Annotated in this window: 24 protein-coding genes and 1 tRNA gene; 13 read left to right on the top strand and 12 right to left on the bottom strand. The window is 54.6% G+C overall.

Annotated features, from left to right (window positions below; translation table 11 throughout):
• Positions 1 to 9 precede the first annotated feature (9 nt).
• Complete coding sequence (locus PL263_RS06425; RefSeq protein WP_278212205.1) at positions 10 to 690, top strand: HisA/HisF-related TIM barrel protein; 681 nt, start codon at positions 10 to 12, stop codon at positions 688 to 690.
• A gap of 56 nt (positions 691 to 746) precedes the next feature.
• Here the strand turns inward: PL263_RS06425 and fae are convergent, their stop codons facing one another.
• The 5 genes from fae to PL263_RS06400 form a co-directional block, all read right to left on the bottom strand.
• On the bottom strand, positions 747 to 1,262 hold the full coding sequence (fae, locus tag PL263_RS06420; protein WP_140913394.1) for a formaldehyde-activating enzyme: 516 nt from the start codon (positions 1,260 to 1,262) through the stop codon (positions 747 to 749).
• A gap of 83 nt (positions 1,263 to 1,345) precedes the next feature.
• A complete protein-coding gene (locus PL263_RS06415) occupies positions 1,346 to 2,215 on the bottom strand; it encodes a triphosphoribosyl-dephospho-CoA synthase (RefSeq protein WP_278212204.1) in 870 nt (289 codons plus the stop codon).
• Positions 2,209 to 3,105, bottom strand: a complete 897-nt coding sequence (locus PL263_RS06410) for a RimK family alpha-L-glutamate ligase (protein WP_278212203.1) — start codon at positions 3,103 to 3,105, stop codon at positions 2,209 to 2,211. The genes PL263_RS06415 and PL263_RS06410 overlap by 7 nt, the downstream gene beginning before the upstream one ends.
• Positions 3,106 to 3,189: 84 nt before the next feature.
• Positions 3,190 to 4,173, bottom strand: a complete 984-nt coding sequence (gene mch / locus PL263_RS06405; RefSeq protein ID WP_278212202.1) for a methenyltetrahydromethanopterin cyclohydrolase — start codon at positions 4,171 to 4,173, stop codon at positions 3,190 to 3,192.
• A gap of 3 nt (positions 4,174 to 4,176) precedes the next feature.
• Positions 4,177 to 5,280, bottom strand: coding sequence for an ATP-grasp domain-containing protein (locus tag PL263_RS06400; protein ID WP_278212201.1), 1,104 nt, complete (start codon positions 5,278 to 5,280; stop codon positions 4,177 to 4,179).
• Positions 5,281 to 5,355: 75 nt separating this feature from the next.
• On the opposite strand from PL263_RS06400, the gene PL263_RS06395 reads away from it, so the two are divergent.
• A tRNA-Ser gene (locus tag PL263_RS06395) sits at positions 5,356 to 5,446 on the top strand.
• A gap of 115 nt (positions 5,447 to 5,561) precedes the next feature.
• Here PL263_RS06395 and PL263_RS06390 read toward each other — a convergent pair.
• Positions 5,562 to 6,392, bottom strand: coding sequence for a polysaccharide deacetylase family protein (locus PL263_RS06390; protein WP_278212200.1), 831 nt, complete (start codon positions 6,390 to 6,392; stop codon positions 5,562 to 5,564).
• Positions 6,393 to 6,550: 158 nt separating this feature from the next.
• Here PL263_RS06390 and PL263_RS06385 point away from each other — a divergent pair, with 158 nt between their 5' ends.
• From PL263_RS06385 to sufD, 7 genes are all read left to right on the top strand, one after another.
• Positions 6,551 to 7,000: an SUF system Fe-S cluster assembly regulator gene (locus PL263_RS06385; protein ID WP_140913401.1), complete on the top strand. Its 450-nt coding sequence runs from the start codon at positions 6,551 to 6,553 to the stop codon at positions 6,998 to 7,000.
• A gap of 14 nt (positions 7,001 to 7,014) precedes the next feature.
• Positions 7,015 to 8,463: a Fe-S cluster assembly protein SufB gene (gene sufB, locus PL263_RS06380; protein WP_278212199.1), complete on the top strand. Its 1,449-nt coding sequence runs from the start codon at positions 7,015 to 7,017 to the stop codon at positions 8,461 to 8,463.
• A gap of 368 nt (positions 8,464 to 8,831) precedes the next feature.
• Positions 8,832 to 9,377: a GIY-YIG nuclease family protein gene (locus PL263_RS06375; protein WP_278212198.1), complete on the top strand. Its 546-nt coding sequence runs from the start codon at positions 8,832 to 8,834 to the stop codon at positions 9,375 to 9,377.
• A gap of 647 nt (positions 9,378 to 10,024) precedes the next feature.
• Positions 10,025 to 10,240, top strand: a complete 216-nt coding sequence (locus PL263_RS06370; RefSeq protein WP_278212197.1) for a DUF4160 domain-containing protein — start codon at positions 10,025 to 10,027, stop codon at positions 10,238 to 10,240.
• Between the two features lie 5 nt (positions 10,241 to 10,245).
• Positions 10,246 to 10,488 carry a DUF2442 domain-containing protein gene (locus PL263_RS06365; RefSeq protein WP_278212196.1) on the top strand — a complete coding sequence of 81 codons (243 nt, stop codon included), beginning with the start codon at positions 10,246 to 10,248 and terminating at the stop codon, positions 10,486 to 10,488.
• Between the two features lie 70 nt (positions 10,489 to 10,558).
• A complete protein-coding gene (gene sufC / locus PL263_RS06360; RefSeq protein WP_278212857.1) occupies positions 10,559 to 11,278 on the top strand; it encodes a Fe-S cluster assembly ATPase SufC in 720 nt (239 codons plus the stop codon).
• Complete coding sequence (gene sufD, locus PL263_RS06355) at positions 11,275 to 12,576, top strand: Fe-S cluster assembly protein SufD (protein WP_278212195.1); 1,302 nt, start codon at positions 11,275 to 11,277, stop codon at positions 12,574 to 12,576. The genes sufC and sufD overlap by 4 nt, the downstream gene beginning before the upstream one ends.
• A 10-nt stretch (positions 12,577 to 12,586) precedes the next feature.
• Here sufD and PL263_RS06350 read toward each other — a convergent pair whose 3' ends face one another.
• Positions 12,587 to 13,147: a Uma2 family endonuclease gene (locus PL263_RS06350; RefSeq protein ID WP_278212194.1), complete on the bottom strand. Its 561-nt coding sequence runs from the start codon at positions 13,145 to 13,147 to the stop codon at positions 12,587 to 12,589.
• A gap of 80 nt (positions 13,148 to 13,227) precedes the next feature.
• Here PL263_RS06350 and PL263_RS06345 point away from each other — a divergent pair, with 80 nt between their 5' ends.
• Genes PL263_RS06345 through PL263_RS06330 form a run of 4 tightly spaced genes read left to right on the top strand, consistent with a single transcriptional unit; the run spans position 13,228 to position 16,007 of the window.
• Positions 13,228 to 14,451: a cysteine desulfurase gene (locus PL263_RS06345; RefSeq protein WP_278212193.1), complete on the top strand. Its 1,224-nt coding sequence runs from the start codon at positions 13,228 to 13,230 to the stop codon at positions 14,449 to 14,451.
• Entirely contained in the window at positions 14,451 to 14,906 is a 456-nt protein-coding gene (gene sufU, locus PL263_RS06340) for a Fe-S cluster assembly sulfur transfer protein SufU (protein ID WP_278212192.1), read from the top strand. Before PL263_RS06345 ends, sufU begins: the two co-directional genes overlap by 1 nt.
• On the top strand, positions 14,906 to 15,658 hold the full coding sequence (locus PL263_RS06335) for a class I SAM-dependent methyltransferase (RefSeq protein ID WP_278212191.1): 753 nt from the start codon (positions 14,906 to 14,908) through the stop codon (positions 15,656 to 15,658). Before sufU ends, PL263_RS06335 begins: the two co-directional genes overlap by 1 nt.
• A 34-nt stretch (positions 15,659 to 15,692) precedes the next feature.
• Entirely contained in the window at positions 15,693 to 16,007 is a 315-nt protein-coding gene (locus PL263_RS06330; protein WP_278212190.1) for a non-heme iron oxygenase ferredoxin subunit, read from the top strand.
• A 22-nt stretch (positions 16,008 to 16,029) separates the two neighbouring features.
• On the opposite strand, the gene PL263_RS06325 is transcribed toward PL263_RS06330, so the two are convergent.
• The 5 genes from PL263_RS06325 to ppc are packed head-to-tail and all read right to left on the bottom strand — an operon-like array spanning position 16,030 to position 23,731.
• Complete coding sequence (locus PL263_RS06325) at positions 16,030 to 16,470, bottom strand: hypothetical protein (RefSeq protein WP_278212189.1); 441 nt, start codon at positions 16,468 to 16,470, stop codon at positions 16,030 to 16,032.
• Positions 16,471 to 16,480: 10 nt separating this feature from the next.
• Complete coding sequence (locus PL263_RS06320; RefSeq protein WP_278212188.1) at positions 16,481 to 17,893, bottom strand: TolC family protein; 1,413 nt, start codon at positions 17,891 to 17,893, stop codon at positions 16,481 to 16,483.
• Positions 17,890 to 19,245, bottom strand: a complete 1,356-nt coding sequence (locus PL263_RS06315) for an HlyD family efflux transporter periplasmic adaptor subunit (protein ID WP_278212187.1) — start codon at positions 19,243 to 19,245, stop codon at positions 17,890 to 17,892. Before PL263_RS06315 ends, PL263_RS06320 begins: the two co-directional genes overlap by 4 nt.
• A gap of 1 nt (position 19,246) precedes the next feature.
• On the bottom strand, positions 19,247 to 20,905 hold the full coding sequence (locus tag PL263_RS06310; protein WP_278212186.1) for an ABC transporter ATP-binding protein: 1,659 nt from the start codon (positions 20,903 to 20,905) through the stop codon (positions 19,247 to 19,249).
• 27 nt (positions 20,906 to 20,932) lie between these two features.
• Positions 20,933 to 23,731, bottom strand: coding sequence for a phosphoenolpyruvate carboxylase (gene ppc / locus PL263_RS06305; protein ID WP_278212185.1), 2,799 nt, complete (start codon positions 23,729 to 23,731; stop codon positions 20,933 to 20,935).
• Positions 23,732 to 23,767: the final 36 nt, after the last annotated feature.

Here is a 23,767-nt window from a genome sequence, read left to right as displayed (position 1 = left end):
AGTCACTCCATGCAAATTATTCCAGTCATTGATTTAAAAGACGGCTTGGTGGTACACGCCAGTGGCGGGAACCGCAGCCATTACCGGCCGGTGCATCTGAATTCGCAGCTCGTTACCGGCAGTTCGATAGCTGAAGTGGTTTCCGGCTTCTTGAGTTTGTATGCGTTTCCGGTGTTTTACATCGCCGATCTGAATGCCATTGCCGATAACGACAATCATCGCCAAATTCTCGAGCCGTTAATCCGGCGCTATCCGAATATCGAGTTTTGGGTCGATAGCGGCCTACCGCAACCGGGCTTGGGCTCCGCACAACTGCATAACCTGAAACCTGTGATCGGCACCGAAACTCGGTTGTCGCCATACGATTTAAGCAACTCTGCGGCGGTTTTGTCGCTGGACTTCAAACACGACTTAGCTCTGGGCGATGCGCGTTGGCTGGAATTGCCGCAGTATTGGCCGCAGACGGTAATCGCAATGACGCTGGATAAAGTCGGCGCCGATTCCGGGCCGGATTTTGCCAGACTCGATAGTCTGAGGCTCAGGCACCCCGATACCCGTTGGATAGCTGCCGGTGGAGTGCGCGGTGCCGATGATCTGCGCCGGCTGGAAGCGGTCGGAATGTCCGGGGTACTGATTGCCAGTGCATTGCACAACCGCCGTATCGGCGTGGCTGAAATTAGCAAATTTTAGACAAAAAAATACCCCGGCGAGCCGGGGTATTTTGTACAACCTTCGATACTAAAAAATTAAACGTTGTTAGCAGCGAACGGGTGTTTGGCGTCTTTTCTGGCAGCCAATACTTCTTTAGCAGTCGGAGTGCCGGCTACAGCACGAGCGATCGCTTCTTTGGTTGCTTTGTAGTTGAATTCTTCGATTTTCGCGTCGTCGTCAGCCAACCAGTGGATGAATACGCCAACGGAAACGAACAAATCGTCAGCTTCGTCAGCAGGAATGGTACCGTCTTCAACAGAGTCAGCAACCGCTTGAGCAACGGCGCGTTGTGCAGGTCCGAACATTTGAACGGCTTGTTTTGAACCTTTGATGGTTACTTTGTTGAACAGGATGGTAGCTGGTTTAACCAACAGGTTAGGCGCAACTACAGCCAACAGGGTAGAGAAACCGTCTTTGTTGTTGGTCAAAGCATTTGCAAACGCGGTTTCTGCCGCTGAGCCACGTGGGCCCAAGATCAGGTCGATATGGGCAATTTCGTTGCCGTCACCAACCAAAGACTCGCCAACGCGCATGTTTGTAATTTTTGCCATTTTAAATTTATCCCCTAAAGATAAGATTGAACCAAAAAATAGACACAATAATGTCCCAAAATATAGTTTCTGCGAAGTTCCCTCTATAACTCACCGGCCCGTTGTTGGCCGATAAGCTGTTCCAGAAGCACCACCAGTACTGTCGCTACAGTCATGTCAGCTGTCGTACCCGGATTGATTCTTTGTGCCTTAAAAGCTTTGTCCAGTCCGTAAAGCACCGGAAAAAGCTCTTCAGGCTCAATGGCGAGCTGCATCGCCTGATCGAGCGATTCCATCTCTACCTTGATCCACTCTGAATACCGCTTTCCATACTTCCGCTCGATATGGCTATCGGGAAAGTGCGCCAACATTGCGGCGAAAACCGCTAGCGCAGCCCAACCAGAATCGCCAGACAAAACGAAAGCACGATTATATCGTAAAACTGAGAAATCAAAAATGTCTTTAAAATTGGTGGCGTATTGTAAGGCGATTCGATCTTTGTCTGCGGCAAAGCGCATTGCTTCCATTAAAGTGACAGCGGCTTTTTCCTGAACGTCGTGTTGCTCGGATTCGCCGAGTCCGGCCGGTGCGGCTAACACGATGGCCTCGAATACCCAGTCGGCATCTGCTTGGGTAGTAGCTTGCAATACACACTCGAGCGCTTGGCGCCAGGATTGCCCCGGCTTCAAGCTCGCTGCCGCCTGAATTAACGGTGCGCAGAGTAAAACGATACCCAGATTGGTGTTGCAGGCCACGGCTTCTCGAGTGGCTTTGATGGCGTAATAAATTTTTTCGCCCAGGCTAAGTTTCGGGTCGGTAAGCGGCCCGCTACTGACTTGCGCACTGAGCCGAAAATCGTCGACCGTCATATCGTGTGCCGGACTGTAAATACTGACGTTGCCCGGCTTGAACGCCTGCAATTCGATTTCACACGCTTGGCGATAAGCGTCGATGAGTTGTTGCCGGTTCAGCATGGCTCGCTCAAGTAACGGCTCAGTAAGTCGGCGACCAAAATTTGGGCGATATTCGACTCGCAAACGCCTTGCAAACCCCGCCAGGCCGGAACGCTGTTAACCTCAATGATTCGGTAAGTGCCGTCCCGGTCTTTGATCAAATCGACGCCGGCGTAATCCATTCGTAAGGTTTCGACTGCTGCTACAGCCAAATCGGCTAACTCGGGCTCCATGCCGATGGCCTCGCAACTGGCGCCGCGGGCAACGTTATTCAGCCAGGAAATGCCGCGCCGCCGCATGGCGGCTACTGCTTTGCCGTTCACTACGAATACCCGAACGTCGGAGTAACCGTCGCCGTCACATTCGACGAAACGCTGCAGATAGTAAATACCGCGGCTGCCGGTCAGCCATAACAAATCGGTGGATTTTTCGATGCGGCGAATTCCTTCGCCTTGTGAGCCGAACAACGGTTTGCTGATCAAAAAATTGCCGAGTTGCAACTCGCGTTCGGCGATTATCAGGGCTTGTTCGCGGTCGCGCACGACCCAGGTGGCTGCCGTTGGCAGCCCGGCCCGATGCAATAGAAAGCTGGTCATGCCTTTATCGACGCTGCGCTCTATGGCCCCGGCGTCGTTATAAACCGGAACGCCGAGCAGTTTCAAAGCGTGAAGTATATCCAGATAAAAAACCACCTCTTCCAACGATCCGCCCGGTACTCCACGGACGAAAATCGCAGCGGGCAGGCGGTCCGCGAAGCCGGGGATGACTATCGGCAGATCGTTATCGTAAATCTGTATCCTGCAGTCGGTCAGGGAAGCGTATGCGGCGTCAAAGCCACGATCGGCAAAAGCCTGACACAACTGTTTGCCGTGCCAGCCGGGATCGTCGGTAAAAATTGCAATTCGGCGCAATGGAAAAGATGCGGTAAAAGTTAGTCGCAGGGCGGCGGATCTGACTGGGCAAATTCCGCCGCCGGGAGGGAAGGTCGGCGAGAGTTACGCGCCGAACGACTGGTTTAACAGTGCATTGTCCAATTTGCCGGCACGGAAGCTTTTGCCGGATTCGACGGCGGTGACGATCACCACGGCCGGGCTGAACAACATTGCGTCTATTTTGAAGAAGTCGTATTCGTAGGCTTTAAAAATCTCGGCAAACGGTTTTCCGTAATCTTTGGAAGTCGAGCTCGGCAATTCTTTGGCCAATTTCTCGGCGGCCGCGTCGTCGCCTTTGACGAACAAATGCACCTGTCCGGCGAACAAAATCGCGTCGTTAGTCCGGCCCATGGCCTTGACGAAATTAGGGTGTGGCGGGCAGATCGGCGCGCTACCGGAGCCGTCGATGATGTTTTCTAACGGAAAGTGCAGGGCATGGGCCTTGTGCATCGCTACCTCCAGTACCCGGCCGACGACTTGTACGCCGCCGGCCAGACTGCTGGTCGGGGTTACGATGATCGTCAGTTTTTCCGGAGCTACGCCGCACGCGGCCGAGACTTTTTCGACAATTTCTAGCGGCGGCACGGCATCGTTTTCGATCACCAGCACGGTCTGTTCGGCGCTGTCGCGGTATTCCAGTTCTTTATAAAGTTCCTCAACCGGCTCTACCGATCCATCCTTGACCTTGGTAGCCATCGCTCGGGCCGGGCCGGAACCCAGCGCATAATATTTGCCGTGCGACAAGCTCCAGCCGGCATATTGGCTACCCAGGCAGGACAATACCGGGTTAGTGGCATGCACATTGATGGTCAGCGGCCAGCTCTCGGTGTAAGCACTTTGTGAAATGGTCGCTGTGCCCATGCCGCCCATGCAGATTTCGGTAATGATACGGCCTGCTTCCAATCCGCCGGGTGACTTGATGCCTGCATCGATGATGGTGCAGCCGTTTTCGAGTTTCTCAATGCCCAATCTTAATTTGTCAGCGTTATCCAGCAGCTCCTGCACTAAGGGCTGTGAAAGTTTATTGACGCTTGCCTGATATTGCATGAATTAATAACCTGATTCTAAGAGAGTTTGAAGGATAGCCTGCCGTTGCCCCAATTGCTCGGCAACCTGCCGCGAATTTTTTCCGCCGGCAATAATACTGCATATCGGCTGGCCCACGCCAACAATCGAGCCTGCGACCGGCCGATCTACGGCCCAATCCGGCCAAATCACATGCGATTCGATCTTTTGTGCTTTAGTGGCGTAAATGGTTTGGTAAGCACGCGGTTCGGTGCTGATCTTGCCGGCGCAGATATCCGCAGACTCAAATATGGTCGCCAAGTGCCTCAGCAGTAACTCCTTGCCATAAAGCTGGGCGCTGGCGGAGATGCGCGGATTGATCTCCAATAGATGAATGCCTTTGGCGTCGAGCATGAAATCCAAAGTGTTGAGTCCACGTAATCGGTATGCGGCTGCAAGTTTATTTGCTGCTTCAGTCACTTGATGACGGGTAGTGGCGGGCAGTTCTGCTTGGCTGCTGATGCCGCCAAAAACGAAACCATGTCCGGGGCTTGGCTCGACGCACCATTGGCGATTGAATCCGATCACTTCAATGTGTTGGGCATGGGCTGCAAATAGCACCGACATTGCCTCGCCGTCTATAAAACGTTGCCAATAGCCGTCGACGCCGGCTGAAGCTTGGTTGCGGCTTATTCCAATCCCGCCGTGGCTGTGCCAGGGTTTAAAAATCCAGCCGTCGCCGGGGGATTTTGCTGCAAAGTCGACTGCCGGGTATGAGATGCCCAGTTTGTCCAACATTTCAAAGAAATAAAGTTTGTTTTGCGTGTTTTGGAACACCTCTGCGGAATTGCCAAATACGCGCTTACGTCCTTGCAGATGCCTTAACGTTTCCGGATGGGCTTCAAAGCCGCTACCGTAAATCACCCCGTCTATGGCATGTTCTCTGAGTGCAGCGTGTACCGCTTCGCTAACGTGATTCCAAGCCAGGGAGGTGGTCTGGTATACCTGTCGTGCCATATCCAGTGTGTCTGCGTCGGTGTAACAATCGATGGCTACGACGTCGCAGCCGATGTCGGTGCACATCCTGGTCAGCATTCGCGCGGATTTTGCAATTGCCAACAAACACTTAGGGAAAATAGAGCGGGGCATGGTATCGGCTTGTTCGAGTCTGTCGTAAAAAATACTAGATTCCGCCGAAACTTTCTGAAATAATGCACGGCTATTGGAGAGCTGGCTGAGCGGTCGAAAGCGGCGGTCTTGAAAACCGTTGACGGCTTATACCCGTCCTGGGGTTCGAATCCCTAGCTCTCCGCCATTATTGAAAGGCCTTTGAATTTCAAAGGCCTTTTTCGTTTATAGCGCTATTGAATGGCGTTTTCTAAGTCCGTCTTGATTTGGCTGCGTTCGATATTTAGCGCGGTTCGGCTTGTTTAAACCATATCAAATTGGTGATTCAGTCGGCTCAAGATGCGTTTCATGTAATACCTGCCGATTTTCTGCCAAGAGACGTCGTTATCCACAAAGTTTAATTTGCGGGCCAGCAGGCTCGGGCTGTCGCCGGAATAAACGGTGATGCGTTTGATTAGAAGCGGGTTGCTATCGGGTTCTCGCCATCCGGGTTGTGTAGTGCAGGCCAGCTTGTATCCCGCAAGCTCGGCTGCTGCTAACGAATCAGCGTTGAAGCGGCCGAAGGGGTAGGCTAGGCTGGTCACAGGCGCGGTCAAAAGTTGCTCCAGCAAGGTTTTGGCTTGGTCGAATTCTGCAAGTTGCTGGTCATGGTTAAGTAAAGAAAGATCCGGGTGTGAGTGGGTGTGCGACGCGATTTCCATTCCCGCAGAATGCATTTCCAGCAATTGGCCTGGGTCGAGCATCCGGGTTTGCTGGGACTGTCCGCCCAGCCAATGCGCGTGGCCGCCGATACAGTCGGTAGTAATGAACCAAGATGCTTTCATGTCTCGTTCCACTAGGGGTAAAAAAGCCCCCTCGTAGTTGTCTTTATAACCGTCATCGAAGGTCAGAACTACGCTTTTCTTCGGCAGTAAATGCGGCTTATCCAGGTCTCTGAACAGAACGGTATTCCAACCGTTTTGCTTCAAGTATTTCAAGTGCTTGGCGAACAGGCTCGCCTCAATCGAATATACCGACTCCGGTTTTTCGCTCGGGGTGCCGTGGTACATCAACACGATGGGGCTGCGAATGTGGGGCATGGTTGAGGCTGTAAGAGGTCCAGGTTTTGGGGGATGGATAAACGTGTCTTGCAAGCCTGCAAGTATAACAGGGAAGGCCGGCTTGGAAGTTTGCCGGCACCGTCACCGCTGGCGGGTTTCGATCCTTGTAGGGGAGAATTGCGTGCAAATAACCAAGTGCTTTACTTGGTTATTAAATAAGACTAAAATGGTCCCCATTGTGGAGGGTGCGGATGTTGCGATTAAGCAAACTGACTGATTATGCAACGGTAATCCTGAGTCATATGGCTCGGGAATCTGGTCGTTTGCACGGAACGTTTGAATTGGCCGAGGTTACCGGCATCGCTCAGCCGACCGTCAGTAAGATATTGAAAACACTAATGAAGGCTCAAGTCGTGGTTTCGGTGCGCGGAGCTAAAGGCGGATATGCCTTGGCGCGAGAGCCGGACAGAATTACCGTTGCTGCCATTATCGGCGCACTGGAGGGGCCGATAGCGTTGACCGAGTGCAGTGCTTCACACAAGGGCTGCGACCAAGCCAGCGGTTGCCGGATACAAGGCAACTGGCATTTGATAAATCAAAAAATCGCCAATGCGTTGGAATCGATTACGCTGGCAGACATGGTGTTGCCGTTTAAACCGCCGGAAGAAGTGTATATTCCGGTCAATCAACTGTTTCGATAAAAGTACTAAAGCCTATGTCCACCTCCGCTCAAGAAATCGAAAACCTGATCAGCCAGGAATACAAACAAGGCTTCGTCACCGAGTTGGAAGCCGATACCTTTCCGCCGGGATTGGACGAAGACGTTATCCGTCGTCTGTCCAAAGTTAAAAACGAACCGGAATTCATGCTCGAATACCGGCTCAAGGCGTTTCGCCATTGGCAAACCATGAGCGAACCGGACTGGGCACAACTGAAAATCGATCCGATCGACTACCAAGCCATCAGCTATTACTCGGCGCCTAAGTCCAAAAAAGATAAGCCCAAAAGTCTGGACGAAGTCGATCCGGAATTGCTGGAAACTTACAAAAAACTTGGGATTCCGCTCGACGAACAAGAGCGACTGGCCGGAATCGCGGTTGACGCGGTGTTCGACAGCGTATCGGTCGCCACCACCTTTAAAGGCAAGCTCAAAGAGGCGGGGGTGATTTTTTGCCCGATTTCCGAAGCGTTACAGGAGCACCCTGAACTGGTCAAACAATACCTCGGTAGCGTCGTACCGGTTGGCGATAACTTTTTCGCCGCATTGAACTCGGCAGTGTTTACCGACGGTTCCTTCGTCTACATCCCCAAAGGTGTGCGTTGTCCGATGGAATTATCGACCTACTTTAGAATCAACGCCGCCAACACCGGCCAGTTTGAACGGACCTTAATCATTGCCGACGAAGGCTCGCACGTGTCCTATCTGGAAGGCTGCACCGCGCCGATGCGCGATGAAAACCAGTTGCATGCTGCCGTGGTGGAATTGGTCGCGTTGGACAACGCCCAGATCAAATATTCCACCGTGCAAAACTGGTATCCCGGCGACAAAGACGGCGTCGGCGGTATCTACAACTTCGTCACCAAGCGCGCCGAATGTCGGGGTCGTAACTCCAAGGTATCGTGGACCCAGGTGGAAACCGGCTCGGCGATTACTTGGAAGTACCCGAGCTGCGTGTTGTTGGGCGACGACTCGGTCGGGGAGTTTTATTCGGTGGCGCTCACGAACAATCTGCAACAGGCCGACACCGGCACCAAAATGATCCACATCGGCAAAAACACCCGCAGCACCATAGTGTCGAAAGGTATTTCTGCCGGCAAAGCGCAGAACACTTATCGCGGCTTGGTCAAAGTGGCCAAATCCGCCGAAAACGCCCGCAACCACACCCAGTGCGATTCGCTGCTGGTTGGCGACCGCTGCGGAGCGCATACCTTTCCGTATGTTGAGGTCAAACAACCGTCGGCGCAAGTCGAGCATGAAGCCACGACATCGAAGATCAGCGAAGACCAATTGTTCTTTTGTCAGCAGCGCGGGTTGTCGGCTGAAGATGCGGTGTCGATGATTGTGAACGGGTTTTGTAAGGAAGTGTTTAAAGAATTGCCGATGGAGTTTGCGGTTGAGGCGCAGGCGTTGTTGGGGATTAGTTTGGAAGGGGCCGTTGGCTAGGAATGGTTTTGTCCCCTCTCCCTGAGGGAGAGGGCTAGGGTGAGGGGGACTTTTAATTTGGTGTCGCTATCGCGACGGATGGTTTTAAAGTCGGGTCTCGGCCCGACAGCCGAGATACTTTCTTTTGCTTGGCCAAAAGAAAGTATCCAAAGAAAAGGCCACCCGGAATTCCGCCAATTTCCTGCGCTTCTCGCTTTTGGCGAGGGTTTTCGGAAGGGGCTTCCCAGCCCCTCCGAAAACGAGCGGCATCCCTGCCGCTCCCCTGCGGGCTGATCTCGCCAAAAGCTGCGATGCTCGGGGCGGAATAACGGGAATAACCCCGCCGCGGGATGGAAATTGTTTGGATTATTTATTTTGGTTACTTCTATATGACTGAAAATTTGATTTCAGTAAAAGAATTCTCAGAGCTTAATGGATTGCGGCGTCAATCAGTATTTAAGGTTATCAAGCGCCTGGGCATAGAGCCAGAGAAATCTCGTGGTGGCAGTGAAAATCGAGGACAGACAATTTCCTATATCACAGATCGTGAAGCTCGTTTAGTACTTGAAGTTATTGGTTCTAACAGGAGTGCTTTAATGGAAGATGAGGATAGAGAATCTTCTTTACCGGAAGCAACTCTTTACGATATTGGTGTTTTCTACTTGTTGGGGTTAGAACCTGAGCATGATCCCAATCGTTTTAAAGTTGGTTTTGCAAACAATATTAACGAACGGCTGAGGCAGCATCGTTGTTCTGCACCATTTGCCAAAGTAATGAAAACCTGGTCTTGTAGAAGATTATGGGAAAAAACTGCAATTGAATGTGTTACTGCGGGATGCGATCAGTTACATACTGAAGTTTTTAGGGCAACATCTTTGAATTCGGTTATTGATAAATGTGATCGTTTCTTCGAATTAATGCCCCGACTTGATTAATTGAATTTGAGCAGCGTAGGGTGGGCACGATTTAGCCCGCGTAGGTCCGATTAGCGAAGCGTAATCGGACGAATGGAGTTTAATAAGAAATCGGTGTTTTCGATTTACAAAATCGAAGTTTTTTCGGTATTAAGGAACCTCTGATTAATTCGCTACCGCGCATTTAGGACTCAATTAAATCAATGGCTTGCGATGCTGTTTTTCTTGAAAACTGAATTAATCAGAGGTTCCTTAAGCAAAAAGGTTGAAATGCTAAACATGCGTCCGATTACGCTTCGCTAATCGGACCTACCATTTCGACTTGAAGCGATAATTTCTGGGATGGTTTTCTTCCCGTTTTGTCGCGCCGAGCACCGGAGGGTTTGAGCGGATTAGCCCGAAGGGGCGATGCAGGGATGCATCGCGTTTTCCGTAGGGGCTGGGAAGCCCCTTCGGAAAACCCCGCTCAAACCTGATGAGCGCAGGGAATAAGCGGCATCCGGGTCGCCTTTTCTTTGGATACTTTCTTTTGGCGACGCAAAAGAAAGTAGCTCGGCTGTCGGGCCGAGACCCGACGTTAAATAGCCGTCGCGATAGCGACACTAATTGTTGAAGAACTGAAAAAATTAATGCCAGAAATATCCCGATTCTACGGAATCATTATTCGAATGTTCTTGATCGACAGCGAACATCCACCACGCCATATCCATATCAAATATGGCGAATATCAGGCGATTATGGAATTGGAGAATTTGAATATCATTGAAGGCGGTATTCCCAGAAAATGCCGCGCATTAGTTCGAGAATGGGCCGAATTGCATCAAGACGAGCTGATAGCTATGTGGGATAGCCAAAATTTTCACAGTATTGCCCCTTTGGAGTAACAGAAATGAAACTCAAACAATTTCAATATCTTGAAGGTTACAGTTTTGAACTCGCTTTTGAAAATGGCCAGACTTTCAAAGTAAATTTGCAGGATTTAATTGGCCAATACGTTTCTCCGGATCAAGTAAAAACGGCCAAGATTGATCCTGAATGGGGATGTCTGGAGTTTAATGACGGCAAAGCGGATATTGAGCCAAAAACGCTTTATCAGTTTGCTCTAAAAACGACAATACAACACGCAGCCTGATCAAAGGCAGTCAGAATTTTAATTTTAGGTAAAAGACCTATGCTCAGCATAAAAAAATCTCCACGTCACCATCAACGACAAACCTATTTTAAAAGGTCTAACCCTGGACATAAACCCAGGGGAAGTTCACGCCATCATGGGCCCCAACGGCGCCGGCAAGAGCACCTTGTCGCACGTGCTGTCCGGCAAACCCGGTTACACCGTCACTGAAGGCAGCGTGACTTACGACGGCAAGGATTTGCTGGAAATGGACCCGGAAGTCCGTGCCCGCGAAGGGGTGTTTTTAGCGTTTCAATATCCGGTGGAAATTCCCGGCGTCAGCAATATTTATCTACTGAAGGCGGCTCTGAATGCGATGCGCAAGCACAAGGGTCTGCCGGAAGTCGATGCAATGGATTTTCTGACCATCGTCAAAAGCAAGGTCAAGTTGCTGCAGATGGACGAGAAGTTTCTATACCGCGCGGTCAACGAAGGTTTTTCCGGCGGCGAGAAGAAGCGTAACGAGATTTTGCAGGCAGCGGTGCTGGAGCCGAGATTGTGCATCCTCGACGAGACCGATTCCGGCCTGGACATTGACGCGTTGCGGATTGTGTCCGACGGCGTCAATTCGCTGCGTGCCGCCGAGCGTTCGTTCTTGATGATCACCCATTATCAACGCCTGCTGGATTACATCAAACCCGACGTGGTGCACGTCCTTGCCGACGGCAAGATCGTCAAGTCCGGCGGGCCGGAGCTGGCGTTGGAGCTGGAAGAAAAAGGTTACAGCTGGCTGGAAGGGCAAGCCGCATGATCGCCGCCGAACAATCAGCTTATTCTTATTTGGCGGCCTATCAAGACTTGGCACCGTCATTGCCCGGTGTCGATCTGCCATGGTTGCAGCAACTGCGTGCCGAAGGCTTATCTGCCTTTGCCGAGCGCGGTTTTCCCAATATTCGCGAAGAAGAATGGCGTTACACCAATCTGTCGGCGTTGAACAAAACCGTATTCGCGCCGGTTGCGGAACAGGGCATTGACGCGGCGTGGTTACAGTCATACCGCCTGAAAGACACTTATAGCGTGGTGCTGGTTAACGGTCGCTATGTTGCCGGTTTGTCGGCTTTGTCCGGTTTGAACGACGTCAGCGTGCGCAGTTTGGCCGAGGTGCTATTACAAAATCCGGATTTGGTCGCCGGCAAATTGGGTCAAGCGGTTGCCGCTAGCGAACACAATCTGGTCGCGTTCAACACCGCCTGGTTCGCCGATGGTGTCGTGATCGAGGTTGCCGCCAAGCAGCAATTGGATAAACCGTTGCAGATTCTGCACGTGGTGACCGAGGCCAACGCGCTGGCCGTCAGCCGCAATCTGATCCTCGTCAACGATCAGGCCGAAGCGGAAATCATCGAGACTTACGTCGGCAGTGCCGACAGCTATTTCACGGTGTCGGTCAATGAATGTCTGTTGGGCCGCAACGCCGGTTTGACGTTGTACAAAGCGCAATTGGAAGCCGCCAAGGCGCAGCACTTTGGCGGTAACTACGTCAAGCAAGCGCCGGATAGTCGTTTTGCTCACCACAATTTTGCGCTCGGCAGTTTGCTGGCGCGTAGCGACATTCATAGCGATCTGGACAAAGCGTCGGAATGCAGCTTGAACGGCTTGTTCGTCGCTAACGGCCGCCAGCATCTGGACAACCACACGCGCATCAACCACTTACAACCGCACGGTATCAGCCGCGAGTTTTATAAAGGTGTCCTGGATAATAAGGCGCGTGGCGTGTTTCAGGGCCGGGTGGTGGTCGCCGAGGGCGCGCAACATACCGATTCGGAAATGAACAACCGCAATTTGTTGTTATCGGCCGATGCCGAGGTCGATACCAAGCCGCAACTGGAAATTTACAACGACGACGTCAAATGCTCGCACGGCGTCACCGTCGGCCAGTTGGAAGAAAAGTCGGTGTTTTATCTGCAATCGCGCGGCGTCGATGCGGAAACCGCACGAAACATTTTGACCTTTGCTTTTGCCAATGAAATGGCGGATAAGGTGGAGAATGCCGAGTTGAAGGGCTTGTTATTGCAGGAGTTATTGGCGCGGTTTCCGGCGATGAGTTTGTAGGAGCCAACGTCTATAAGATGTCGGCGACCCGAACCTGAATCTCCGGCAGCACAACCAGATTGACAGTGTCGGCCTTGGCTAAGGTCGTTTGCTTCTGGTAATCGCCATCGTCGGGTTGCCGGTAGATTTCCAGGCAGTTGTCGATCAGATTGACGATCCAGTATTCGGGGATTTGGTGGGTGGCGTACAAACGGCGTTTTTGCTCGCGGTCGAAACGTAGCGTGCTGTCGGAAACTTCGATCAGTAACAATACATCGACCGCATTTGGGTGGCGGGTGGTGTAGAAATCGGCATTCGGCTTCAGCAGCAGAAAATCGGGTTCCGGCTCGGACAAATCGCCGAGTTGAATCGGATTTTGAACGCTAACCACAGCCTGATCGCCCAATAAACGGTTGAGGATATGATTCAGACGATTGATATGTCCGGCATGGTTGAATCCTATCGGTGCCATCGTGAGAATTTCTCCTTCAATGAGTTCTAATCGGCTTTCAGGCGGAAAAATCCCGGCCTCGCCCATGCGATGCCACTCGGCGATGTCGGTGAGGTGTTTTTGCGGGAAAACGGCGACCATAGTTTTATCCAATGAACGAATCGGCTGAATCGATTCTAGTGTTTAGAAAAGACGAAATCAATTAAACCAAACAGTTAGCGATGAGCACATTTCCAATCGAACACATCCGCGCCGACTTCCCCATCCTCGGTGAAAAGATCCGCAATAAACCCCTGGTTTATCTGGACAATGCCGCCAGTTGCCAAAAGCCGCAAGCGGTGATCGATGCCATCGTGCATACCTATAGCCACGAGTACGCCAACATCCATCGCGGTGTACACACGCTCAGCGTCAGGGCCACGGATCGGTTCGAAGCGGCACGGGAAAAGGTCAGGGCGTTTATTAATGCCAACAGCGAAAAAGAAATCATCTTCGTGCGCGGTGCGACCGAAGCGATCAATTTGGTTGCGCAGAGTTACGGCAAGTCGCATCTCAAAGCCGGCGATGAAATTGTGATTAGTGCGATGGAACATCACGCCAACATCGTGCCTTGGCAGATGCTGTGCCAGCAGATCGGCAGCGTTTTAAAAGTCGCGCCGATCAATCAGCAAGGCGAATTGCTGTTCGACGAGTTCGAAAAGCTATTGAACCCCAACACCAAATTGGTCGCCATCACCCACATGTCCAACGCGCTGGGTAGTATCAATCCGGTCGAGAAAATCATCGCAGCCGCCCACGCCAAAAATATCCCAGTGCTGCTGGACGGCGCTCAGGCGATTCCGCATATGCCGGTCGATGTCCAGGCGCTGGATTGCGATTTTTACGTGTTTTCCGGCCACAAACTCTACGGCCCGTCCGGCACCGGCGTGTTGTACGGCAAGCAAGCCCTGCTGGAAGCGATGCCGCCGTATCAAAGTGGTGGCGACATGATTCGGCAAGTGACCTTCGAAAAGACTACCTACGCCGGACTGCCGCACAAGTTCGAAGCCGGTACCCCGGCGATTGCCGAAATCATCGGACTGGGTGCCGCGATTGACTATGTCAGCGCGATTGGCATGGACAACATTGCCGCTTACGAGGCTGAATTGCTGGATTACGCCACCGAGCAAGCCCGGCAAATCAAAGGCCTGAACATCATTGGCCAGGCCGAACACAAAGGCGGCATTCTGTCGTTCACGCTGGACCACATCCACCCGCACGACATCGGCACCATGTTGGACAGCTTGGGCATCGCCGTGCGCGCCGGGCATCATTGCGCGATGCCGGTGATGGATTTTTACGGCGTGCCGGCGACGGCGCGTGCGTCATTTGCCATGTACAATACCCGGCAAGAAATCGATATTTTGATGCAAGGCATCAAGTCCCTAATTGAGGTGTTTGGCTAATGTTTGACGAACTACGCGACCTATACCAAGAGGTCATCTTCGACCACAACCGCAACCCGCGCAATTTCCGCATCATGGATGACGCGAACAGGCGAGTTGACGGTTTTAATCCGCTGTGTGGCGACAAGCTCACCTTGTTTTTGAAAATCGGCGGCGACCATGTGATTCAGGATGCCAGTTTCCAAGGGTCCGGCTGCGCGATTTCCACCGCTTCGGTGTCGCTGATGACCGAAATTATCAAGGGCATGAGCGAAGCCGAAGCCGAAGCCTTGTTCAAGCAGTTCCACGAAATGACCACCGGCAAGACCGAGGACATCAACCTGGAAGCGATCGGCAAGCTGGCTGTGCTGGCCGGCGTGCGCGAATATCCGGCGCGGGTCAAATGTGCGACCTTGGCTTGGCATACGCTGGATGCGGCGCTGAAGAATCAACAGGAAGCAGTTTCCACCGAATAGTGTCTGGGCTCAAACTCGTCGTATTGCGCGGTGACGCGGTATGCGACGCCAGGCTGGCGCAGCATTTGGCTGTCGATCTGGTGGACTTGGAACAAGCGTTGGCCGGTCATGGCGATATTTTTTTGGCTTACCGCGACGGTTGTCTAAAACTGCTAGACCGACAAAACCTTAAAAAAGGTGGGCTGGCGGTCGAAGTCGATCCGCGTCCGGGCGAACAACATTCCTATCCGGCCCCAAAAAAAGATTTGCTGGCGCAGGCCGTTGGTAAGAAAAGCCATACCGTCGTCGATGCTACCTGCGGTTGGGCCCAAGACAGTCTGGCCTTGTTTCGGATGGGTTATCAAGTGACTTGCCTCGAGCGTTCGCCGGTGATGGCGGCCTTGATTGCAGACGGTTTCGAACGCTTGGCGCAAAAGGATTGGGTGCTGCGCCGCGAATTGCAACCACCGCGACTGCTAGTCGGAAACGCCATCGAGTTAATGGCGAACCTGCCGGAAGCGCCGGACTGCATTTATCTGGATCCGATGTTCCCGGCCAAGCGCAAGCAATCGGCGGCGACCCGCAAGTCAATGGCTATGCTGCGCGATATTCTCGGCGATGATCTGGATCGGCAACAATTGTTCGATGCGGCTTGGGCCGCGACCGGCAAACGGGTGGTCGTCAAAAGCCCGGATTATGCCGAACCGCTGGGCGGCAAGCCGAGTGAGAGTTTGCAAGGCAAACTGCTCCGTTACGATGTGTATTTGAAATAGACGAAAGTCGTGTTACCCAACAAGCGAGAACAGCATGGCAGAGTGGATTGACGTAGTGGCTGCCTCGGCCTTGGCCGACGGCGAACATGTGGTGGTGGATGTCGACGGCGACGACGTTGCCGTGTTCAACATCGGCGGCGAGTTTTACGCGATTGCCGATGTCTGCACCCACGACGGCGCCGAGATCGCCAGCGGCGAACTGGACGGCGACGAAATCGTCTGTCCGCGCCACGGCGCCCGCTTTTGCGTCAAGACCGGCCAGGTTAAATGCGCGCCGGCCTACGAGGATGTCGCCACGTTTCCGGTGCGGGTCGAGGCCGGTCGGCTCCAGGTCGCCGCGCCGGAATGAGGCGAGCCAGAATGGCCGGTTGTCAAACCAACATATAGCCGACGCTACCGGCCAAAAAGGCGAATTCGACCACCAACAACTGCATTTTCTGCAAGACCGGCAACATCTCCCAATAGCTTTGCCAGCGTTCCCGCAAGCGGACGCCGCTTTCGATGCAGTAGCGTTTCGCCCGCTGCAACCAGATCGGCAAGTGTCGGACGATCCGGTACAAAACGCCGGCAGCGATCGCGCAACTGCTATAAAACACGATCATTTGCGCCTGGAACTTGCTGAAACCGAAAACGTGCGTCAACAACTCTTCAATGGCAAAGGCCACGCTTTCGTAAACGGTATGAACCGCCACGCCGAAAAAGTGCAAAGTTTCGACAGGGAATTTGACGCAGACGATTAACCCGCCGACCAACACCAAAGTCTTAACTACCGTTGTTCTAGAAAAATCGGCTCTATCAAACTTTCTAATCATACTCATCACCTCATTGTGCGTAATCCAAAGGTGCGGCGACCGCGGCCTGAAAGTCGGCATGGGCCTTGAACAGGCTGGCTGCCGCATCGGCGGCTTGCAGCGTCGCGTCGCCGCTGGCTATTTCACGTAGATTGACAAATAACAAAGTCGTTTCACCCCATTCGAAGCGAGTGCGTTCCCCTTCCTCCAACTGACGGGCCGCTTGCCGTTGCTGTTCGCTCAGCGTTAGCCGTTGGCGGGCGGCGTTCAAGGCTGACAGCACATCCTTCACTTCAGCATTGATCCTGTCCTCGGTGCCGGTCCGTTCCCAGCGCAGACGCTTTAAATTCGCCGCTGCCGTTTGCGCCCGACCGCCGGCGACGCGTTGTTGTAGCGGTATGTCGACATTCAAACCCAGATAGAGTTCGTCGCGGTTCAATTTTTCTTTGGCGTAACCGATATCGCTGGCGCCCATCACCGAGAAATCCACGGCCGGATTGCGCTGGTTGTTTTGCAAAGCCAGTTCGGTCTCGGTCTGCTGACTCTGCAATTCCAAACGTTTCAATTCCGGCCGTTGGCTGCGGGCCAAATGAGCGGCGTTTTCGAAATCCGCTTCAATTTTCGGCTCGCGTTCCGGAAAGCCGCTCGGCAGCAACTCGTCGGTGGGCAATTGTGGTTGGCCGTCGGCGTCGCGCCAATACAAAGACAATTGAATCGCGCTTTGCTCCAGCATACGTTTGGCGGCAACCAGTCGCTCGCGGCGCTCGATGATGGCCCGCTGGTTGTCCAGCGCTTCGAAATCCGGAATATCGCCGGCGGCGACTCGCTGCAGAATGCCGTCGTTACGCTGTTCGGCAATTTGCAGCAGTTGCGCTGCGGTGCGGGCGCGCAGACCGGCCAAGACCCAGTCCCAATAGCGGTGGCTGGCCTGGCGGCGCACTTCCAATAAAACCTGATCGAACTCGTGGTTGGCGATCAATTTGCCGAGTTCGGCCTGTTGCAAACTGGCGCGGCGGCGGTCGATCTCGCGGTTACGCCACAACGGGATGTTGACGCCGATTCGCGCCTCACCGTCGTCCGCAGTCTGGCTTTTGCCTTCGTAGACCGGATATTGGCCGGTGCCGCGCCGCCAGCCGCCGAAAAAAGTCGCGCCCCAAAGGGTCGTCGGTTGTTCGATCACCACATCGTAATTGCGACTCTCGTACATACCGGCCACCGACCAGCGGTTTTGCGATTTCAATAAGGTATCGAAGCCGCCTTCTGCGGTTTGCAGCTCGCCGTCGGCGACTTGCTTACGCTGCTCCGCCGCCAGTAAGCCCGGAAACGCCCGCAAAGCCGCATCCAACACTTCCGCCAAAGCCAGCGGCCGCGGCGCGGGCGCTGGCTCCGCCGAGGCCAGCAGCGGTAACCAGACCAAGATCAGAATCGCTGCTCTGGTTTTCATTCTTTTTTCTCGCCACTATCGGCTTTCTTGTCATCGCCTTTACCGGCGTCCTTGACTTCGGGCTCCGGCAATACCAGCGGCGGGAAGCCGTTGAAGATCCGCCACAATTCGTAGCCCAGCGTGACTTGGCCCAGCAACACCCAACCGTTGACCCTTACGCCTTGGCGGAGAAAGCGTACTTCCGGCCAAGGAATGTCGTCCGGATCCGGTTGCACCAGGATCCGAAAATGCCCCTTGCCGTCGTCGGTGGCGTCGATCAGCACTACCTGGCCGCCAAACGAACCGATCGAAAATTCGGGCCAGCCGCCGAACTGGATGGCGGGATAACCTTCGAATTGCAGCCGTACCTTGCTGCCGGAGACGATCAGCGGCAGGTCGTTGCCGTCGACCCACAATTCCACTGCCCGCTGGTCGGTGTCCGGCACCAGAATTGCCAGCGGCTGGCCGGCCTTGACCATTTCCGCATTCGGGTTGGCCAGCAAGCGCAATACCGTACCGTCGCGCGGTGCGGTAATGGTTTGGGTTTGCTGACGAGCCAGGCGGGTTTCCACTTTCAGCAAGTCGGCGCTTAAATAATTCTGGTCTTCGATAGCCTTATTCAGCTCGGCGCGGGCTTTTTCGACGCTGGCCGTGGTGTCGGCGGTCAATTTGCGCAGGTCGGCGCCCACCGCGTCGACTTCGCTCTTGGATGCCGCCAGTGCAGCGTGGGCGCGGTCGAGATCGGCGCTACGTTGTGCCATTTCCAGCTGCGCCAGCTCCAGTGTCCGCCGCGAGGCCAGACCTTTGTCTTGCAATGTCTGTTGGCGGGTTAAATTCAAGGACGATGTCAAGCGGGCGGCACTGGCGGCTTCGGCGCCTTGCGCGGCTTGGCGTTGGCGTTGACGAGCCATTTCCAGTCGCGATTCGGCTGCGGCCAGGGCTTGGGGTCGAGCCTGTTCGGCCATGCGCAATTGTTCCCGAAAGGTTTCCACCCGGTTGTCGATCGCGGTTTGCCGGCCGAGCAAGGCCTGGCGTTCGCTTTCCAGCCGTTGCAGCAGCAGCGGGTCGTTGTCGCGTAACTCGGCTAGCACTTCGCCGGCCTTGACCCGGCTGCCTTCCTTAACCAGCCAGCGCGAGATGCGGCCTTCCACCGGAGCGCCTACGGTTTGTTGGCGGTCGCCGGGGATATAGGCGACGACGCGGCCGATACCGCGTACGTTCTGCTGCCACGGCGTCAGTAGCAGCAGGATCAGCAGCACGAGCAGCAGCAACAACAAGGAACGGGCGACTTTGCCGGCGATCGGCGCGGTGATCGCGTCGCGCAAATCGCCCAATCCGGTGTTGGCTAGCCAGTCATCGGTGTTGCTGTGCATATCATTCTCCCTTGGTATCGTTTTCGACCAAACGGCCATCGGCCAGCATGACTTGGCGCCGAAAGTGCGTCAACACCAGCGGCTCGTGGCTGACGACCAATAAAGTCCATGGCGCATTGGGCGCCGTTAATGCTTCGAGCAGAACCGGCAGATAACGAGTGTCGATGCGATCCAGAGCCTTGTCGATCAACAACAAGTTAGGGTTGCCGGCAATGGCCCGTGCCAGGGTCAGTCGTAATGCTTGTTCGTCGTTCAGCGGGCCGCCTTGCGGAGAAAGTTCGGTCTGCATGCCCTCGGGCAGTGCCGAAACCGTCTCCAGCAGGCCGACTTGTTCCAGGGCTTGGCGAAGCTTTACCAACGGTAAATCACGTCCCAGGCTCAGGTTCTCGGCAATTGTCGCTTCTACCAGCTCGGTATGGCGAACCAGAGAGACGTGGTCGCGTAATTGGCCCAGGTTCAAATCCCGTAAGTCATGGCCGTTCAATAAAATCTGGCCGGCGCTCGGAGTGCGCAGGCCGCAGATGGTATCCAGCAAGCTACCGCGTTCGGCGCCGGTGCTTATCGCCAGTTTCTCGCCGGCTGCCAAAAGCAAATCCAGGCCGTTGGCGCCGTCGCAGTAAGGGCTGTCCGGCAAACAGAGTTGGCGGATTTCCAGCCGGTAGGCAGACTCGGTAATTTCCGGTTGTCCGTCTTGCGCCGTTTCTTGTGGTAGATCCAGCAAATAGCCGATCTTGTCGACGCTGGCGACCAATTCATAGAAGTTATCCAGGTTTTTGCCGAGTCGGGTCAGGCCGTAGACCATGGCGTTGACCACCAACTCGGCGGCAATCAACTGGCCCAGGCTGAGCTGGCGTTCGATCACCATCCAGCCGCCCATGCCCAATAATGCGGTGTTGGCCAGGGTATGCAACACCAGAGCGCCTATGTTCTGCCTGGACAGAATTCGGAAGTGAGCAACGCAGGCTTCGAGGTAGTGGTGGGCGAACTTTTCGGTTTGCTGGTCGACGAACTCGGCGCCAGCCCGGCTTTTGCCGAGCAAGGGATTGGCGGCGATATTTTCCAGCCAGGCGGCGGCCGCGTATTTGGCTTTGGATTGTTCGATCGCGGTCGGAATCCCGCGTTTGCCCATCACGAACAGAATCAAGTACAGGGCGGCGACCAGGAATAAATCGAAGGCCAGTAGCAAAGGGTGGTAAAACGCCAGCAATATCATGCCGATCAGCGTTTGCAGCAGATAACCCAGGGTTTCCAGCAGCAAGGATGCGGCGGTCTTTTGCAGCGATACCACGTCGAAGAAGCGATTGGCCAGCTCCGGCAAGTACTGGTGGTCGCGCACCGACATCACAGCGTTGCGTAAGCGTTGGGCCGATGTACCGAATAAGCGTACGAACAGTCGCCGCTGCAGCATCTCCACGACGTAAAACTGTAGCGCCACCAGAGTATTGCTGAATGACAGCAATACCAGCAGGATTAGCGTCAATACCACCAGGGGTTGCAAAAGCGCGCCGAAGGCGATGGTGTTTACCAGTGCCTGTACCGCGATCGGCGTGGCCAGCGACATCAAACCGATACCGACGCCGTAGGCCAGCAACGAGCCAATGTCCTCGCGTTCGGCCAGCATGAGCTGTTTCAGGCGGTGTAGCGGATTTGATGTAGCCATAGTGTTCTCCGTAACGGACTAGCAAGATTAGCCGGTATTGCGCATACCGGCCGCGATAGCGTTGATGGTACGTAGCAATGGCTTCATCGCGGCTATTTCTTCGCCATTGTCTTCCGTTTGTCTGACCGCCTTGAGCAGATCGGCCTGCAAAAAGTTCAAGGGACCCAGATAATCGTTGCGCCGATGTAAAGAAGCAGCCAGCTCCGGATTATCGGCCAGCAGTTTGTCGCTTTCGGCAATTTCCAGAATCCAGTCCACGCAACGGCGGTGCTCGGCGGCGATCAAGCCATGGATACGCTTGCCGACTTCCGGATCGGCGCACAAGGCGGCGTACTCGCGGGCGATGTCCATATCCGATTTGCTTAATGCCATCTGCGCGTTGCTCAGCAGATTCCGGAAGAACGGCCAGGTGCAGTATAACTCGCTCAGGGTTTTCAGCCGTTCCGGTTTGCCGGCGCACCAATTTTCCAGGCTGGAGCCGATACCGTACCAGGCCGGGAAGGTCTGGCGGGATTGGGCCCAGGCGAAGACCCAGGCGATGGCCCGCACCGATTTTTTCGAGCGATCCTGCTTTTTCCGGTGCGACGGCCGCGAGCCGATGTTGAGTTGACCGATTTCGGTGACCGGCGTGGTTTCGTAAAAATAGTCCAGGAAACCGGGCGTATGTTCGGTCAATTGCCGATAGCCGCGCTCGCCCAGGGCAGCCAGTTCGCTCATGATCGCCAGCGATTCGGCCCGGTCCGGGGCGACCGGCTGCACCAGGCTGACGCTGGCTTTCATCAAGCCGGTGATGCCCATGGTTAATTCGTAGACCGCGGTTTCCATATTGTTGTAGCGGTAGAATAACACTTCGCCTTGCTCGGTGAATTTAATCTGGCCGCGCACGGTAGCCGGCGGTTGCGCCAGAATCGCCTGGTGGGTGGGGCCGCCGCCGCGGCCGACGGTGCCGCCGCGGCCGTGGAATAAACGACAGGGGATGCCTTCGCTGTCGCTGATTTCCATGACCAGTTGCTGAGCCCGGTAGAGGCCCCAGGCCGAGGCTAGAATGCCGCCGTCCTTGCAGGAATCGGAATAGCCCAACATCACTTCCTGACGCTGGCCGTAAGCCTGTTGCAACGAGCGGTAGACCGGCTGCGCCAGCAAGGTGCGCAAAACTGTGTCGATATGGCTTAAATCTTCGATAGTCTCGAATAAGGGCGACACGCCGACATGGCAATACCAACGGCCGCCGATGCGGCCGGCCAGGCCGGTTTGTGCGGCTAACAGTAAGACCTCCATGATGTGGCTGGCCGAGTGGGTCATCGAAATCACGTAGCGGCTGAAACAGTCGGCGCCGATTTCCCGGCGCATGTCGGCCATGACTTGAAACACTTCCAGCGTTTCCCGCGTGGCGTCGCTCACCAGCTGATTATCGTAGCTCAAGCTGCCGGGCGCGGCGATCGCTTCGCCCAACAATTGCAAGCGTTCCGATTCTTGCAGGCTGTGGTAGTCGATTTGCAACGCCAGGGTAAATATTTCCGCCACCGCATCGCTATGCCGAGTCGATTCCTGACGCACGTCAAGCTGCATCAGATGGAAGCCGAAGGTCTCGACCAGCCGGATCAAGTCCAGCAGCTCCAGGTCGGCTACCGCTTGATCGCCGTGGCTGATCAATGACTCGCGGATCAGCCGTAAATCGGCTAAAAACTGCGGGGCGCCGGCGTAGGCGTGAATATCGCTGGCGCCCGACGTTTGCTCGATGCGCTGTTCGACCCGGTTCAATGCCGCTTCCAGCCGGTATTTCATTAAGCTTAATTTGTGCCGGTAGGGTTCTTGGCGGCAGCTGAGTTCCAATGGAATTGCAACGTCGCCCAGCAGCTCGCGTTCGTGTTGCAGGCTTTGCAAAAACGCTGCAGTGGGTTGGCACAAGCCGTAAGAATAAGACAGTTGTTCGCGTAGCGCGGCGACGCGGGCGATGTAGGCTTGCAATACGGTGCGGGTCTGCATCCGCAAAGCCAGCGCGGTGGTTTCCGGTTTGACGTTAGGGTTGCCGTCGCGGTCGCCGCCGATCCAGGAACCAAAGCTGAGAAAATTGGGGACTTTGACCGCGGCCGCGTCGGCGCCGTAGACGTCATGCAGGGCGCGCTGGAAATTGCGGTACACCCGGGCGGTGGCTTCGAACAACGACAACGGAAAGTAATACAAGCCGGCGTCGATCTCGTCGACTACGCCCATGCCGCGGGCGCGTACCTCGTCGGTCTTCCACAGCAATTGGATCTGGCTGTGCAGCCGCTCCAGCACTTCGGCCCGGAAATAACCTTTCAACCGCGGGTCGTCGAGTTTCTCGTGGCTCAGAAAGATGTTGCGTAATGCGCCGCGTACCGCCCGCCGCTTGGCTTCGGTCGGATGCGCGGTCATCACCGGCATATAGCTCAAATTATCGAGTAAACATTGCAATTGGCCGACATCGACGCCGGCCTGACGCAAATTCAGTAAGGTATCGTGGAACGAGCCCGGCCAAAAGTGCTTGTCGTTTTCGGCCAGGCGCCGGCGCTGGTGCAAGTTGGCTGATTCCTCAGCGATGTTGAGCAGACTGAAAAACATGCTGAAGGCGCGGATCACTTCGGTTTGCGCCTCGGGCGGAAGCTTGTTCAGCGTGTCCGATAACTGTCGGCGGCGGCTGGCGCTGTTGTCGCGCTGTAACGCAGCGAATTGGCGTTGCAGTTGCTCGACCATGCCGGAGATGTTGGGGCCGGCTTCGGTCTTAAGTACTTGCGCCAGAATTTGTTTAAGTAAGCGGAAGTTGCTGCGCAGGGCTTTGTCGTCGTATGTCTGGGCGGTGGTCATGGGTAGTCTCGCAAAAAATTTGTCTTGACCAAAAGA

The sequence above is a fragment of the Methylomonas sp. EFPC3 genome, assembly GCF_029643245.1.
Taxonomy (GTDB): Bacteria; Pseudomonadota; Gammaproteobacteria; order Methylococcales; family Methylomonadaceae; genus Methylomonas; species Methylomonas koyamae_B.
Note: the sequence above shows the minus strand (reverse complement) of the source record. Positions and strands in the feature narration are given on the sequence as shown.